Source organism: Paraburkholderia lebeckiae (genome assembly GCF_014201005.1).
Taxonomy (GTDB): Bacteria; Pseudomonadota; Gammaproteobacteria; order Burkholderiales; family Burkholderiaceae; genus Paraburkholderia; species Paraburkholderia tuberum.
This window is the reverse complement of record NZ_JACHDK010000010.1, coordinates 157,744-172,674: the sequence shown is the minus strand read 5'-3', so window position 1 is coordinate 172,674 and position 14,931 is coordinate 157,744. Positions and strand designations below refer to the sequence as shown.

The 14,931-nt window shown below is 65.1% G+C and carries 16 protein-coding genes and 1 pseudogene; 11 read left to right on the top strand and 6 right to left on the bottom strand.

Features of this window, described 5'->3' with window-relative positions; translation table 11 throughout:
- Window positions 1-94: 94 nt before the first annotated feature.
- The 4 genes from HDG39_RS20910 (at window position 95) to HDG39_RS20895 (ending at window position 5,913) form a co-directional block, all read left to right on the top strand.
- Entirely contained in the window at window positions 95-1,921 is a 1,827-nt protein-coding gene (locus tag HDG39_RS20910) for a cellulose synthase subunit BcsC-related outer membrane protein (RefSeq protein ID WP_260328120.1), read from the top strand.
- A 372-nt stretch (window positions 1,922-2,293) separates the two neighbouring features.
- Window positions 2,294-4,954, top strand: a complete 2,661-nt coding sequence (locus HDG39_RS20905; protein WP_184008203.1) for a response regulator — start codon at window positions 2,294-2,296, stop codon at window positions 4,952-4,954.
- Window positions 4,955-5,163: 209 nt separating this feature from the next.
- Window positions 5,164-5,490, top strand: coding sequence for a transposase (locus tag HDG39_RS20900; RefSeq protein WP_090806367.1), 327 nt, complete (start codon window positions 5,164-5,166; stop codon window positions 5,488-5,490).
- Window positions 5,491-5,646: 156 nt separating this feature from the next.
- Window positions 5,647-5,913 carry a hypothetical protein gene (locus HDG39_RS20895; protein WP_018424948.1) on the top strand — a complete coding sequence of 89 codons (267 nt, stop codon included), beginning with the start codon at window positions 5,647-5,649 and terminating at the stop codon, window positions 5,911-5,913.
- Window positions 5,914-5,941: 28 nt separating this feature from the next.
- On the opposite strand, the gene HDG39_RS20890 is transcribed toward HDG39_RS20895, so the two are convergent.
- Genes HDG39_RS20890 through HDG39_RS20880 form a run of 3 tightly spaced genes read right to left on the bottom strand, consistent with a single transcriptional unit; the run spans window position 5,942 to window position 8,346 of the window.
- Window positions 5,942-7,315 (bottom strand): ATP-binding protein, encoded by a 1,374-nt coding sequence (locus HDG39_RS20890; RefSeq protein ID WP_184008201.1) that lies wholly within the window; start codon window positions 7,313-7,315, stop codon window positions 5,942-5,944.
- Window positions 7,312-8,025, bottom strand: coding sequence for a response regulator (locus tag HDG39_RS20885; RefSeq protein ID WP_184008199.1), 714 nt, complete (start codon window positions 8,023-8,025; stop codon window positions 7,312-7,314). The genes HDG39_RS20890 and HDG39_RS20885 overlap by 4 nt, the downstream gene beginning before the upstream one ends.
- Before the next feature lie 27 nt (window positions 8,026-8,052).
- The gene (locus HDG39_RS20880) at window positions 8,053-8,346 is read right to left on the bottom strand and encodes an EF-hand domain-containing protein (protein ID WP_184008197.1); all 294 of its coding nucleotides are present in this window, start codon (window positions 8,344-8,346) and stop codon (window positions 8,053-8,055) included.
- Window positions 8,347-8,594: 248 nt separating this feature from the next.
- On the opposite strand from HDG39_RS20880, the gene HDG39_RS20875 reads away from it, so the two are divergent.
- Both HDG39_RS20875 and HDG39_RS20870 read left to right on the top strand, forming a co-directional pair.
- The gene (locus tag HDG39_RS20875) at window positions 8,595-8,885 is read left to right on the top strand and encodes a hypothetical protein (RefSeq protein WP_184008195.1); all 291 of its coding nucleotides are present in this window, start codon (window positions 8,595-8,597) and stop codon (window positions 8,883-8,885) included.
- Window positions 8,886-9,201: 316 nt separating this feature from the next.
- Window positions 9,202-9,480 (top strand): hypothetical protein, encoded by a 279-nt coding sequence (locus tag HDG39_RS20870; RefSeq protein WP_018424943.1) that lies wholly within the window; start codon window positions 9,202-9,204, stop codon window positions 9,478-9,480.
- Here HDG39_RS20870 and HDG39_RS20865 read toward each other — a convergent pair.
- Window positions 9,469-10,719, bottom strand: coding sequence for an arsenic transporter (locus tag HDG39_RS20865; RefSeq protein ID WP_184008193.1), 1,251 nt, complete (start codon window positions 10,717-10,719; stop codon window positions 9,469-9,471). The genes HDG39_RS20870 and HDG39_RS20865 overlap by 12 nt on opposite strands.
- A 273-nt stretch (window positions 10,720-10,992) precedes the next feature.
- Here HDG39_RS20865 and HDG39_RS20860 point away from each other — a divergent pair, with 273 nt between their 5' ends.
- The 3 genes from HDG39_RS20860 to HDG39_RS20850 all read left to right on the top strand — a co-directional run bounded on the left by HDG39_RS20860 (window position 10,993) and on the right by HDG39_RS20850 (window position 12,878).
- Complete coding sequence (locus tag HDG39_RS20860) at window positions 10,993-11,556, top strand: cytochrome b (protein ID WP_184008191.1); 564 nt, start codon at window positions 10,993-10,995, stop codon at window positions 11,554-11,556.
- A gap of 116 nt (window positions 11,557-11,672) precedes the next feature.
- Window positions 11,673-12,248: a YceI family protein gene (locus HDG39_RS20855; protein ID WP_184008189.1), complete on the top strand. Its 576-nt coding sequence runs from the start codon at window positions 11,673-11,675 to the stop codon at window positions 12,246-12,248.
- Between the two features lie 48 nt (window positions 12,249-12,296).
- Window positions 12,297-12,878, top strand: a complete 582-nt coding sequence (locus HDG39_RS20850; protein ID WP_184008187.1) for a YceI family protein — start codon at window positions 12,297-12,299, stop codon at window positions 12,876-12,878.
- 32 nt (window positions 12,879-12,910) lie between these two features.
- Here the strand turns inward: HDG39_RS20850 and HDG39_RS20845 are convergent, their stop codons facing one another.
- Window positions 12,911-13,318, bottom strand: coding sequence for a hypothetical protein (locus tag HDG39_RS20845; RefSeq protein ID WP_260328117.1), 408 nt, complete (start codon window positions 13,316-13,318; stop codon window positions 12,911-12,913).
- A 139-nt stretch (window positions 13,319-13,457) separates the two neighbouring features.
- Here HDG39_RS20845 and HDG39_RS20840 point away from each other — a divergent pair.
- Window positions 13,458-13,759: pseudogene (locus HDG39_RS20840) on the top strand (Y-family DNA polymerase); the annotation flags it as partial.
- Between the two features lie 80 nt (window positions 13,760-13,839).
- Here the strand turns inward: HDG39_RS20840 and HDG39_RS20835 are convergent.
- Window positions 13,840-14,223: a hypothetical protein gene (locus HDG39_RS20835; RefSeq protein ID WP_184008185.1), complete on the bottom strand. Its 384-nt coding sequence runs from the start codon at window positions 14,221-14,223 to the stop codon at window positions 13,840-13,842.
- Between the two features lie 246 nt (window positions 14,224-14,469).
- Here HDG39_RS20835 and HDG39_RS20830 point away from each other — a divergent pair, with 246 nt between their 5' ends.
- On the top strand, window positions 14,470-14,913 hold the full coding sequence (locus tag HDG39_RS20830; protein WP_018424936.1) for an Hsp20/alpha crystallin family protein: 444 nt from the start codon (window positions 14,470-14,472) through the stop codon (window positions 14,911-14,913).
- The last annotated feature ends 18 nt before the right edge of the window (window positions 14,914-14,931 follow it).

The following is a 14,931-nucleotide window of genomic DNA, read 5'->3' as shown; positions in this document are numbered from 1 at the left end:
GCCGGTCGCCGCACCGTACGGAGCCCCCCGCTCCGCCGCCGAGGTCGGCGGCTACGGACAGGAATCCAACGGATCGAGCCAGTCGGGCGCGCCGTTGCAGCCTTATCCGGGACAAGGTCAGGCGCCCGGGCAGCCGATGCCGCGGCAGCAGTACGACGCGGGCTATGCGCAGCCGCAGCCCTATGCGCAGCAGCAAGCGTATCCGCAGCCGCAGCCTTACCCGCAGCAGCAAGCGTATCCGCAGCCGCAGCCTTACCCGCAGCAGCAAGCGTATCCGCAGCAACCGGCGTACGGGCAGCAGCCCTACGGCGCGCAGGACGGCTATGCGGCCACACCGTGGCCCATGTCGCCGGCCGCGCGCGAGGCGCAGGCCAACGCCGCGTCGACGCCGCTGCCGTACGGATCGACACGCACGAGCACGCAGAAGAGCGCAAAGAAGAGCACGGCGAAAACGAGCCAACCCGCGCCGGTCTACGCGCAGCCGCCGCCGTATCCGCAGCAGCAGGGCTACGCGCAGGCGTATCAGCCGTATCAGCCGTACCCGCCGCAACAGCCCTATCAACAGCAGCCTTACCCGAACCAGGACTACTACGCGCAGCAGCCGTACATTCCGCAACCGCCGGCCGGCTACGGGCAGCCGTACTACCCGCCCGGCAGCAACGCACAGAACAACCCGCAGTCGAACGTCGCGAACGCGCAGACGCTCGGCGTCGCCGAGGAGCTTGCGCAGGTCAATCGCGAGCAGTCGAGCACCGTGTCGGGCGGCCTGATCTTCCGCAATCGCGTCGGCGAGGACGGGCTGTCGTCGCTCACCGACATCGAGGCGCCGATCCAGGGGCGTATCAAGGCGGGCAACGGTCACGTGGTCGTGACCGCGACCCCGGTCACGCTCGACGCAGGCACCGCGTCGAACAGTACGTCGACGCTCGCGCGCTTCGGCGCGGGGCTTTCGACCGCGTCGTCGAAATCGGCGGCGCAGAACGGCACCAACAACTATGGCAGCCAGACCGCGAGCGGTGTGGGCCTGTCCGTCGGCTATGACAGTCGCAGCATCAGCGGCGATATCGGCGTGACGCCGATCGGCTTGCGCGAGACCAACATCGTCGGTGGCGCGCAATACAACGGCGGCATCACCGACAAGGTCTCGTACTCGATCGCGGTCGCGCGGCGCGCGGTGACGGACAGCCTGCTGTCGTACGCGGGCGCGCGCGATGCGGCCGCCGGCCTCGAATGGGGCGGCGTCACGTCGAACGGCGCGCTTGCCAGCCTCAGCTGGGACGACGGCACGAGCGGCCTGTACGTGAACGCGTCGTATCAGCACTACATGGGCACCAACGTGCCGAGCAACAACGCGGTCAAGGGCGGCGGCGGCGTCTACACGCGTCTGCTGAAAGACGCCGACCAGACGCTGACGGTCGGCGTGAACACGACGATCATGGGCTACAACCGCAATCTGTCGTACTTCACTTACGGCCAGGGCGGCTACTTCAGTCCGCAGCAGTACGTGATCCTGAATCTGCCGGTCGAATGGTCGGGCCGCGCGGGCCTGTTTACATATGACGTGAAGGGTTCGATCGGCGTGCAGCATTATCGCGAGGATGCGTCGAACTACTTCCCGCTGAACGACGGCTCGACCCGGCAAGGCGACGCGGCCGCCGCCGCGCAATCCCTCGGCAACGGTCTGACCGCCGTCTACCCGGGTCAGAGCAAGACCGGCGTGTCGTATTCGATCAGCGGCGTCGCTGAATATCAGCTCGCGCCGCAGCTCGCGGTCGGGGCGACCGCGTCGCTCGGCAACGCCTATGAATATCGCGAGTGGCTCGCGGTCGTGTACGTGCGCTACAGCTTCAACAAGCAGACCGGCTTACAGCCGTTCCCGCCGGTGCCGTTGACGTCGCAGTATCTGTCGCTGTCCAACTGACGGCGCGTTCCATTGAAGTTCGAAGCTCGCGCAGGAAACGGGGACGGCAGCACGATTCGCACCTGACCGTGGGCACGACCACGAAGGTATCGAGCCACGCCGGAAATGCGGGCGCTTCTTCCGCTTTCGCCGCGCAGCAAACGCGCCTCGCGGTAAATGTTGCCCGTGCATCGAACGAGGTGCCAAATTGGTAGGGTTTCGGACAGGATTGCTTACCCGGCAAAACCCCAAATAGCGCCTGCGATGCATCAACGATAAGGCGTTGTGCCCTACAATATTTTTGGGGTTCGCGAGGCTGCGCAACACGCGCGAACCCTCGAAGCTTCGGTCAAGAGCCAATCATTTTCGACGTGATTTCACGTGGAGCGCTGCATGCCTTTTCCGGCACAAGACTGTGGCTGCGCTGGCTGGCGCGGCGAGATGGCGCGACGCATCAGCGAATTCGACTGGCGCGCCACCACCCTCGGCGCGATCGAAAACTGGCAGCGCAGTCTGACCTCGACGGTCCAGATGATGCTCGCCTCGCCGATGCCGCTCGTGCTGTTGTGGGGCGAGCCCGGCTACATGATCTACAACGACGCCTATGCGGTCTTCGCGGGCGGGCGGCATCCGTATCTGCTCGGCCGTCCGGTCGAAGACGGCTGGCCCGAAGTCGCCGATTTCAACCATCACGTGATGGTCACCTGCCTCGCGGGCGGCACGCTGTCGTATCGCGACAAGGCGCTCGTGCTGCTGCGCGACGGCAAGCCGGAAGACGTGTGGATGGATCTGTACTACAGCCCGGTCGCGGGCGACAGCGGCGCGCCGGCCGGTGTGCTCGCGATGGTCGTCGAGACCACCGGGCGCGTGCTGACCGAGCGGATGCGCCAGCAAGCCGAAACCGAATTGCACGAGACCAACGAACGCCTGCAGCTCGCTCTGAACACCGGCGCGGTGCTCGGCACCTGGGTGCTCGACGTGCGCACCGGCGAGGTCACGGGCGACGAACGCTTCGCGCGGACCTTCCTGTTTGCGCGCGACAAAGCGTCGAAGGGCGTCGCGCGCGATGCCGCAACGCAGATGATCCACCCCGACGACCAGGCGCTCAACGACCGCCTGACCGCCGAAGCGATCCGCAGCGGCGAGCCGTTTCGCGCCGAGTACCGAATCCGGCGGCCTGACGGCGGCTATATGTGGGTACAGGCGAACGGCCGCTGCCAGTTCGACGAACACGGCGAACCGACGCGCTTTCCGTGCGTGCTGATCGACATTCACGATCGCAAGATCGCCGAACAGCAGCTTCTTCAGTTAACCGAAACGCTCGAGCAGCGCGTCGCCGATTCGATCGCGGCGCGCACGCTCGCCGAGGAACAGCTGCGCCAGGCGCAGAAGATGGAAGCGATCGGCAGCCTGACGGGCGGCGTGGCGCACGACTTCAACAACGTACTGCAGGTGATCAACGGCAATCTGCAGATGCTCGCGGCCGACGCAAACGACGACCCGGTCACGCAGCGGCGTCTATCCGCCGCGACCGATGCCGTCAAACGCGGCGCGAAGCTCGCCGCGCATCTGCTCGCGTTCGCGCGGCGTCAGCCGCTGTCGCCGACCGTGCTGAATCCGCGCCGCCTGCTGACCGGCATGAGCGAGATGCTGCATCGCGCGCTCGGCGAAACGGTGCGGATCGACACGGTGCTCAGCGACGATCTGTGGAACGTGCAGGTCGACCGCAACCAGCTCGAAAACGCGCTGCTCAATCTCGCGATCAATGCGCGCGACGCGATGCGCGCCGACGGCGTGCTGACCGTGCGCGCGACCAACCGCACGCTCGACGCCGCGTTCTGCCGCGGCAAGCCGGAGTTGTCGCCCGGCGAATACGTGGAGTTCTCGGTTGCCGACACCGGCTCGGGCATGCCGCCCGAAGTGCTGCAACGCGTGTTCGAGCCGTTCTTCACGACCAAACCCGACGGCCACGGCACCGGCCTTGGCCTGTCCATGGTGTTCGGCTTCGCGCGGCAAAGCGGCGGGCATGTGTCGATAGAAAGCGAAGTGGGACACGGCACCACGGTGTCGCTGTTCTTTCCGCGCTGCTGCGAGGCGGAGGCGCCGGAAACCGTCGACGGCACTGCGGCATCGGTCGGCGGCGGCGAAACGATACTCGTCGTCGAGGACGATGCCGACGTGCGGCTGACCGCGGTCGAAATGCTCGCGCAGCTCGGCTACAAGGTGCTGACCGCGTCGAATGGCGACGCGGCGCTCGAATTCATCGACAGCGACATGCCGATCGATCTGCTGTTCACCGACGTCGTGATGCCCGGCAAGCTGAAGAGCGTCGAGCTCGCGCAACGCGCGGCCGCGCGTACGCCGCCACTGCCCACGCTGTTCACATCGGGCTATACGCGCGACGAAATCGTCCACCACGGCAAGCTCGACGCCGGTATCACGCTGCTGTCGAAGCCGTACCGGCGCGACGATCTTGCCCGTCTGGTGCGTAACGTTCTACGCGCGGGCGCCGCGCGCGCGGACCACGCGGCCGGGATGCGCGAAGCGCGTATCGCCGCATGCGTGCCGCCCGCCGCGTACGAAAGCGCCAACACGTACGCCACTGCGAAGGGCCCGCAGAAAACGTCGCACAAAGAGCCGAAGAAAAAGCCGCACAAGCCGATCCAGCCGCGCGCGGCCCACGAAGCCGCGCGCGTGCTGTTCGTCGAGGACGACACCGAATCGCGCGAGGCGCTCGGCGAACTGCTCGGCGCGTTGGGCCTCGCTTGCACCGCGGTCGCGAGCGCGGAAGCAGCGTTGCCGCTCGCGAACACGCAACGCTACGACGTGCTGTTGACCGACCTCACGCTGCCCGGCATGTCCGGCCACGAACTCGCGCGCGCGGTGCGGCGCGTGCAGCCGGAAATACGCGTGCTGCTGGTGTCGGGCTACGGTCGCAGCGCGGAGATCGGGGCGGCGATTCCGGGTGCACGGCTACTCGGCAAGCCGCTCGATATCGCGCAGTTGCGACACGAGTTCGCGCAATGGCTCGACCACACTGAAGCGGCGTCCTAGATGCTATGAGGGAGGGCAGCGTCAGCTCCTTCAACGTGGTCGCGGTAATCTCCGGCCCGTCGCAGAGGAAGGTCAGGAAAGCAACGCTAGCATCATCGGACGCGAAGCAATCCGCGGTTCAGCGGACCAAACCACGCGTAAATCCGGAATTAGAAGGAACCGCCCAAACCGTAAGATCGACATAAACCAGTCAGTCAGGTGTTGGCGGCATGCTAGATCTTCCTCTTTCCGATGACGCCTGGGCGCGCATCAGTCATCTGTTCAAGCAGGACCCGAAGAAACGTCTGGGCCGGCCCGCGCGTCCTCCGCGCGAGATCCTGGACGCGATTCTGTGGGTCGTCACGCGCAACGAGAAATGGCATCGGCTGCCCGGCACGTTTCCGCCGTCGCAGACGTGCTACATCAGGTGGCTGCAATGGCGCCGCACGGGCTTGATGAGCGCGATTCTCGACGAGCTCGGCCTGAGCGGTTGCGCGCTTGCATCGGCGTCTCGCGCGGATTCGGCGCCTCCGGCGGGGTCGACTGCCGACGCCTGAAAATCGCGGCCTGGAATGGCATATATTGTTGGAACGGGTGAGTACCCGCAACGGCGCGGCCCCGATCTGCAGCAGCCGCGCGCCTCCGGGTATGATGCCGGGCGCGGTACCCGCCGCGACGGCTTCCGATGCCGCATTCTTGCCACGAGAACCATCATGCCTGCCCAACACGACGAAGCACCCGGCGCTCACGACACGACGGACAAGCCGAAGCGCAAGACACTGTCCATGTCCGTGCGCAATCTCCTGATGGTCGCCATTGGCGTCGTGATGTTCGCGATCGTGTCGGGCGTCGTGCTGTACAACCCGATCATGTACGGCGACGAGATCCCGAACTTCGGCATCATCCTGATGCTGACGGTGCCGGTCATCGCAGGCGTCGCGTTTCGGGTCGGGCTCGACGCGTGGCTCGATCGCGAGTGAGCGGCAAGAACGCCACCTCCTCATCCCATCATGCCGCCTTGACCGGCAATACGACCCACACTTCGAGGCCGCCGCCGTCGCGCGGATGAAACTGCAGGCCGCCGCCGTGCAGCCGCGCAATCCGCTCGACGATCGACAGCCCCAGCCCCGTGCCGCCGCTATGCGCACGCGCGTTGCGGCCGCGCTGGAACGGCGCCTTCAGCTTCTCCAACTCCTCCGCCGTCAAACCTTTACCGCGATCGCCGACCGCAACCGTGACCGCGTCCTGCGTCGCCCACGTGCGCACCGCAAGCCCGCTGCCGCCGTAGACGATCGCGTTCTGCATCAGATTCATCAGCAGCCGCATCATGCTGATCGGCCGATATCGAACGGCCGGCAAGCTGCCCAGCGACAGGTCGAACTCGTGCCCGAGCCCCGCGAAGTCGCCCGCGAGCCGTTCGATCAGCGCATTCAGATCGCCGGGCCGCGCTTCCTCGCGCTCGCCGCTGCCCGCGTAATCCATGAACTGCTGCAGAATCGTCTCGATCTGATCCAGATACGATTCGGCGGCGATCACGAAACTGCTGTCGGCCCCCTGCGGCATCGCCATCGCCATCGACAGGCGCAGCTTCGTCAACGGCGTGCGGATGTCGTGCGAGATGCCCGCGAGCATCAACGCGCGCGTCGCTTCGGCGTCCTGTAACGCGCGCGTCATCTGATTGAAAGCGCTGCCCACGGCGGCGATTTCGGCGGGGCCGTCGGTCGGCAGCGGCGCGGGCAGGTCGCCGGCGCTGACGCGCCGCGCCGCTTGCGTGAGCTCGTGCAACGGTTCATTCAGGTGCAGCTGGATCGCGTAGCCGGCGAGCGCGGCGAGCACGCCAAGACCCAACGACAGGAAGATCGCCGCTTCGAGGCCGCTGCCCTGCGCGTCCTCGGGAACCGGCAGCGCGATCCAGTATGGTGCGCTGGCCAACGAACCCGCCGCGTGGTCGGACCCGGCAGCCGGCGCATGCATGCGAATCCACAGCCGCTGCGCGCCCTCGGTCTGCCACCGCACGGGCATATCGGCGGGCAGATGCTTCTGCAGGCTGTCGATGAAAACGCCGCGCTGATAGGTGCTGTACACACGCAACAGATCGTGCGGCGGTGTGTCGGTCGCTTCGGGGGGCAACTGCTCGCGCGCGTCGAGACGCGCGGTCAGCGCCGCGCGCGAGGCGGGCGGAGTGGCCGCGAGCAGGTTGTCGAGCGTCGTCACGTAGGTCGCGAACACGGCCGCCGCGCGTTCGACGCGTGGCCGCTGCACGTAATGCAGCAGCACGACGATCGAGCAGAGCTGGCTCAGCATCACGAGCGCGATCAACAGCGCGATATTGCGCGCGAGCAGCGTGCGCGGCAGCAGTGCGCGCGACAGCGAGCGCATCATGATTCGACATCGGCGACGAGCATATAGCCGGCGCCCCAGACGGTGCGAATGAAACGCGGCTTCGACGGATCGTCCTCGACGATCTGCCTCAGCCGCAGCACCTGTACGTCGATGCTGCGATCGAGCGCGTCATGGTCGCGCCCTCGCGCACGCGCGAGCAGGTTGTCGCGGCTCACCGCGCGATTCGGCGACGACGCGAGCGCGACCAGCAGCAGCATCTGCGCGGAATGAATCTCGAGCGGCTCGCCCGCGCGAGACAGCTCCTGCTTGCCGACGTCGAGCGTGAAGTCGCCGAAACGCACGCGCTGCGACGTCAGCGTGACGTCGCCCGCGGCCATCTTCTGGCGGCGCAGCAACGCATTGACTCGCGCCACCAGTTCGCGCGGCAGAAACGGTTTCGCGAGGTAGTCGTCGGCGCCGGTTTCGAGGCCGGTCACGCGATCGAGCGGATCGCCCTTCGCGGTCAACATCAGGATCGGCAAGGTCTGTCCTAGAGCGCGCAGCTTCGCGCAGATCTCGAGGCCGTCCTCTTCGCCGATCATCAGATCGAGTATCAGCAGGTCGAAAGGCTCGCGCTCCAGGTAGCGATTCAGGCGCTTGCCGTCCTCGGCCGCGCGCACGTCGAAGCCGTGACCGCGCAGGAACCGCAGCAGCATGTTGCGCAACTCGGCTTCGTCGTCGAGCACGATGATCCTGGCGGGGCGCTCCATCCGAAAGCTCCTCGATAACCGAGCCGCTCAGTGTGCGGCCCCGCGTTCCTGCATGAATGCCTCGATCTGCGGGAGCGTGATGTAGCCGGCCTTCTGCGTGTCGATCTCGTCGAAATGACGCGCGAGCATCGGCATGCCGGCCGCCGCCTGGTCGCGGGTCAGCTTGCCGTCGTGGGTGGTGTTCGCGCTTGAAAAACGCGTTTGCAACTGCTGCTCCATGCGCTCCATCCGCTGCTGGCCGATACCTTGCGGCGCGGCGGCCTGAGCGAATGCGACGGTGGACGCGCAGCACAGCAGCACGGTGGCGAGCAACTTCTTCATGACTGACTCCTTCGGTTGGAACATCGACCGTCGCCTGCCTGGGTGCCGCGATCCGTTTCGATGGACAGGCCGAATTCTTGGTCAGACGCCGCGCAATCGCAATTCAAGAATCATGTCGAATCATGTCACGGCGCCGGGTGCCGCTGCAGCGTGACATCGAACGAAATGAGTTCGCGGTTTCGTTTTGCGGGCCTGCTGCGTATCGTTCCGTCTGCCGTTCGTCGGCATTCACGTATCAGGAGTCCCAAATGACTATCCGTCTCGCCTGCGCCTCGACTTTCACCGCCGTCGGTCTCGCCTGTTCTTCCGCTGCCTACGCGAGAGTCGTCGTGTATCTGCCCGCCGCCGTGGTCTACGCGCCGCCGCCGCGGCCGGTCTACTACCCGGTGCCGGTCAATCCCGTGTACGTATCGGCACCGCCTGTCGCCGTGCCAGTGGCGGCCGCGACCATCGTCGCGGTGCCGCCCGTGCTCAACTATGCGGTGGTGCCCGCGCCGACGGTCAGCTATGCGCAACCGCTCGTGATCGCGCCGCGTTGAAAGCGCGCGCCGGGCCGTCGCGCGGGCGGTTTCGATCGCCCCGAGACCGGCCCACACCGTTGACTCAGCATAGGACACGGGCCTCGCGGGCACGCCTGGTGAATTCCCGTTGTCCCGTTGAAAGGTGGAGCGCCGCGTAAAACTTGCATGGAGTTTGCCGCTTCTTACCATCGCGCACCGCGCCAGGTGCGCGCCCGAAATGGCGCTCTGTGCCGTCACGGCTGATATTGACTACATATAGGCGGGATGGAACGGACCTTGCGATCCCTGTCGAGTTCGCGCGCCCCTATCCATCCTTCTTTCCTGGACCTTTGTGATGAATTACCAAGATATCGACAAGGAAATTGCCCACCTCGAAGTCGTTTTCAACGCACTTTCAGGGCGCGACCGTTTTCCGCTGTCGTACTGGCAGCGTCGGCTGCATGCGTTGAACCGTTCGTCGATGGTGCCCGCGCAACGCCAGCGCGTCGCCCGCCTCGAAGCGAGGCTGCGCTCGGTCGGCGCGCGACTGGACCAGCTCACCGGCGCGAACCGCGTCGGCTCCTGCACAAGCCCGCCGATGGCGGGCGGGTCCGGCATCCGTTCAGCCAGTTAATATCCGTGCCCCAAGCGCCAGCACGAGCGCGGGTACCATCACCAGCGCGCCGACTTTCAGAAACTTCATGAAGCTGACGTCTTCGCCTTCGCGGCGAATCGCGTTGAGCCACAGGATCGTCGCGAGCGAGCCGGTGATCGACAGGTTCGGCCCGAGGTCGACGCCGATCAACAGCGCGTCGATCACACGCTCGGGGCTATGCGCCTGCATCACGGTCGAACTCGCGATCAAGCCGGCCGGCAGGTTGTTGATCAGATTGCTGAGGAACGCGACACTCGCGCCGGCCCAGCCGGCGGCTTCGATTTCGTTGTGTTCGGTCGCGCGGCGCAACGCACCCGCGAACATGTTGATCACACCGGTGTGATCGAGCATCTCGACCAGCACGAACAGCCCGGCGACGAGCGGCAACACGTTCCACGAAATTTCGCGCATCATCGGCAGCGGCGATCTGCGCTCCTTGATCAGCACGACGAGCGCCGTCAGCGTGCCGAGGATCGCGGTCGGCAGGCCGAGCTGGATGTCGTAGGCGGAGACCGTCAACAGCGCGCCGGCCGTCACCACGATGCCCGCGAGCGCGACGCGCCCGCTCGCCGAGAGCTCGACCGCGTCGAGATTTGCCTCGCAGACGCCAGCGAGCGCCTCGCGTTGCGTCCAGCGCAGCATCACGAAGGTCGCGGCAATCGACAGCACCGACGGCAGCGTGAAGCGCAGCATCCACGGTCCCAGCGGCGGCGTGTGATTGCCGTACAGCACGATGTTGGCCGGATTCGAAATCGGCAGCACGAAGCTCGCCGCATTGGCGACGAACGCGCAGACGAACAGCAGCGGCAGCGGCGGTGTCTTCGCTTTCTTCGCCGCCGCGAACACGGCGGGCGTCAGCACGACGGCGGTGGCGTCGTTGGAAAGAAACGCGGTGATCACCACGCCGAACAGATACACGAGCACGAACAGCTTGCGCGGCGAACTGCGCGCATGATTGACAGCGAGCACCGCGACCCAGTCGAACAGCCCTTCGCGGCGGCCGACTTCGGATAGCAGCATCATGCCGAACAGGAACAGATAGACGTCGGTGCCCTTGCCGATCGCTTCGACCGCGAGATGCAAGGGCAATAGGCCGAGGGCGACGAGCAGCGCCGCGCCGCCGACGGCCCACACGGCTTCGGGCCATTTGAACGGCCGTGTGATCACGCCGGCGGTGGCGAACGCGGCAATACTCCAGGAAAGAAAAATGGAATTCACGGCTTAAAGCCCGAATAATGGGTTATGTCGATGGCTGCGCAAAGCGCGCAACCTTGTAGTTCGGGGCAACAAATTACCACAGCGGTACCCAGGCGAGCGCTCCACAGCAGTGTGCGTGCCTTCATGCGCGTACCTTCAGCGCGCATGCCTTTCGACACGATTGACATCACCGCGACAACGATCTGTTCCCGCGCACCCGCCTATTCAGTTTGAATGGGCATCCCTACTATCCGCATTCCCACGCGGCTTCTCGCGAGCAACGGATAGAACACGATGCAAACACACGCTTGCGCTCCCACGCGCTACCACGGCGCGGCGATCGCGCTGCACTGGCTGGTCGCCGCGCTGATGATCTGCGGCTTCTACATCGGCTGGATCATGACCGATATCCCCGGCTTCACGCCGACGAAGCTCAAGTACTTCTCATGGCACAAATGGATCGGTGTGACCGTGTTCGCGCTTGCGCTGCTGCGCGTGCTGTGGCGCGCGACGCATCGCGCGCCCGCGCTCGATGCCGCGACGCCCGCGTGGCAGAAGGCCGCCGCGCATCTGGTGCACGGTCTGCTGTATCTGCTGATGCTCGCGATTCCGCTGTCCGGCTACTTCTACAGCTCGGCGGCCGGCATTCAGGTCGTGTATCTGGGCATCCTGCCGCTGCCGACGATCATCGGTCCCGATCAGGCGCTGAAGGCCACGCTGCGCACGGTGCACGTGCTGCTCAATTACACGCTGCTCGCGCTCGTGCTGATGCACGCGCTCGCGGCGCTCAAGCATCAGTTCATCGATCGCGACGGATTGCTCGCGCGCATGGTGCCGTTTCTGAAGACCCGCGCATAACGATATGACAGCTACAAGAAAGCCATAACTCCTGTCGATTGGTTACGACTGGTTGGCAATCAAATTCCTCGCGGTGTGCAATCAGGCCGCGAAGCTCGGATAGGATGCGTACCATTATGAAGACACCCTTTTATCACTCCGCTCATCGCGCGACGCTCGCTTCTTTCGCGGTGCTTGCGCTGCTCGGCGCGAACCTCGCGCACGCCGATGTCGACCTCGCGAAAAGCAGCGTCATCGCCACGACCAAACAGATGAACGTGCCCGTCGACGGCAAGTTCAGGAAGTTCTCCGCGCAACTGAATTTCGATCCGGCGAAGCCTGCCGCGGGCAGCGCGAACGTGTCGATCGACACCGCGAGCTACGACCTCGGCGCCGACGACTACAACAAGCAGGCGCAAGGCAAGGAATGGTTCGACAGCGGCGCCTTCCCGAGTGCGACCTTCGTGTCGAGCTCGATCGCGCCGGCTGGCGGCAACCAGTACAAGGTGACCGGCAAGCTGACGATCAAAGGCAAATCGCAAACGGTCGTCGTGCCGGTCGTGATCGCGAGCCAGGGCGCCACGCAAACTTTCGACGGCTCGCTGCCGATCAAACGCACGCAGTTCGACGTCGGCACCGGCGAATGGAAAGACACGTCGGTGGTCGCCGACGAAGTCGTCATCAAATTTCATCTGGTCGCGGCGAAGAAATAACCCACAACGCCGCAGCACCGCCTTACCCTTCGACCTCTGGAGTCCAACTTGAAGAAATCCTTCCTGCTCGCCGCCGGCGCGCTCGCCGCTGCATGCTCGTTCAACGCGATGGCCGCCGCCGAAACCTACCTGCTCGATCCGACGCACACGTCGCCGAGCTTCGAGACCGACCACTTCGGCGGCCTGTCGATCTGGCGCGGCAAGTTCAAGAAAAGCAGCGGTACCGTCGTGCTCGATCGCGCGGCGAAGACCGGCACGGTCGAGGCGACGATCGACCTGACCTCGGTCGGCATCGGCAACGACAAGCTCAACGAGGAACTGGTCGGCGACAAGTTCTTCGACACCGCGAAGTTCCCGACCGCGACCTACAAGGGCACGCAGATCCGCTTCGACGGCGACAAGCCGGTCGAAGTGATCGGCACGCTGACGCTGCACGGCGTCACGAAACCGGTCAATCTGAAGATCGAATCATTCAAGTGCATCAAGCACCCGATGCTGAAGCGCGAAGTGTGCGGCACCGAATCGGTCGCGACGTTCAATCGCGACGATTTCGGCATCGACTTCGGCAAGGCGTACGGCTTCAACATGAAGACCACGCTGCATATCCAGGCGGAAGGCGTCAAGCAGTAAGCGCATCGCGCCCGGCACGGCCGGGCGCCGAACTACTGGATCGCGGGCTGCGCCGGCGCGCGCGACGCGTGGCGCGCCTCCAGCCATGCGACCAGTTCCTCGCGGCGCATGGCCTTCGCGAACAGCCAGCCCTGCGCCCATTCGAGCGATGCCAGGAACGACACCTGCCGCGCGATCCGCTTGAACGCGAACCAGCCGAACCCGGCGCCCATCGCGACGCCTATCGACAGCCACATCGCCAGCAGGCCGGGCCAGTCTCTCAGCGGGCTGGAGCGCCGGCCCTTGACGACGACGCCAAGCGCGCGCGTCGCCGATCGTGCGACCGCGTAGTTCCATTCATCGCTATCGACGCGCCCCGCCCGCTTCCATGCACGGAGCTTCTCGTCGGGGTCCGCGCCCGTCGACAGCGCGAAGTTTCTGAAGCCACTTTTTTTCAACATTGCGTTGAACGACACGCGTGCGGCCGACCGCGGCGGCCCTGACCGGCGGAAGTCGCGGCAAGGTACCATGCCGGGCTGGCGCGATCGGAACGCGCGCCTTCGCCGCTCCTGCTCATTGCCGTCGTCCGCGTCAATCCCCATGAATTCGCCAACCCGCCGCATCGCGCACCTCGATATGGACGCGTTTTATGCGTTCGCCGCCGAACTGCTGCGCTATCCGGAACTGCGCGGCCGCGCGGAGGTGATCGGCGGCGGCCGCAACAGCGCGCCGCAGGTGCTCGAAGACGGCAGCAGGCGCCGCCCGATTACGCGGGCCGCGGCGTCGTGACCACCTCGACCTACGAGGCGCGCGCGCTCAGCTTGTTTTCGGCGATGGGCATGATGAAGGCCGCCGTCAGGACGTTCACGGACCGCATCGAGGATCGCGGCATCGACGAGATCGACGTGGGCTGCCTCGCCGACAAACGACCTTTATTTTCCGCATCAGTTTCCGATCAACCGCTCCATCCTTGCCGCGCGCGCTACTGGATCGGCGGCACCACGCCGAGTTTTTCAGCCAGCATCCTTTCGTAGACACCGAAGTGCAGGTCGACCTCCTCCTGCGTAACGACGGTCACAAGGATGTTGATCTGCGCCGGTTGCAGCCCGAGCACCGTCGCGACCGCCGCTTCCAGGTGCGGCGCGCATAACCGGTCGTCGGCGAACGTGGTGCCGACAGCGATCTCGTAAGCGGAATCATGCCGGCACACCACTTCAACCAGCCGCGCCCGGGCGCTCATGTTGCTGTCGATCGCCAGCCGGATGACTTCAACCGCCGTGCGCATCGTCCCGGTCGGGAAACCCTTTGTTGAGCGCAACCGGATACGGTGCCGGCCAAGGGTGAACCAGTCGTATTCGAATTCCATGGTGTCCTCGCAGGGTGTTGCAGGGTGTCGTGAAAATAGGGGTGTGGCAATCCGAATTCAAGAACAAAAAGTCGCCATAGCTCCTTGAAATTTCCGTTTCCAGTCCTATTTTAGATATCGCTCAGGCAGTCGCGCCGGGATGTTTTGGCGCACTGCGTGTTTCGATTTGTTTGCCGGCAGCATGGCGGACGGACTGGAGCGCGTAGGCCAGTTCGTCTTCCTGCTGGTTTATAGGAGGAAACGACCATGAGTGATCTCTACTTCGGGACCGACCTTTTCAGCGAGTTCGACCGTCTGCAACGGCAGATGGCAAACCTGTTCGGCGGCTTCCCCTCCAGCATCCGTTCCGGGCGCTTCGGCGCATTCCCGCAGGTCAACATTGGTTCGACCGACGACTCGATTGAAATCGTCGCGTTCGCGCCGGGTATCGATCCGGCGAACCTCGACGTATCCATCGACAAAGGACTGTTGACCATTAGCGGCGAACGCGGGACCGCACAGCCGGACGCGGCTGGCGACGACACGCGTACCTATGCGCAGGAGCGCTTCACCGGCTCTTTCCGGCGCGTCATTGAACTGCCGCAGCATGCCGACCCCGACAAGGTGACGGCGCAGTACACCAATGGCTGCCTGACCGTGAGCATCGGCAAGCGGGAGGCGTCCAAGCCGCGGGCCATCACCGTTCAATGAAATGCGTCAAGGAACTGA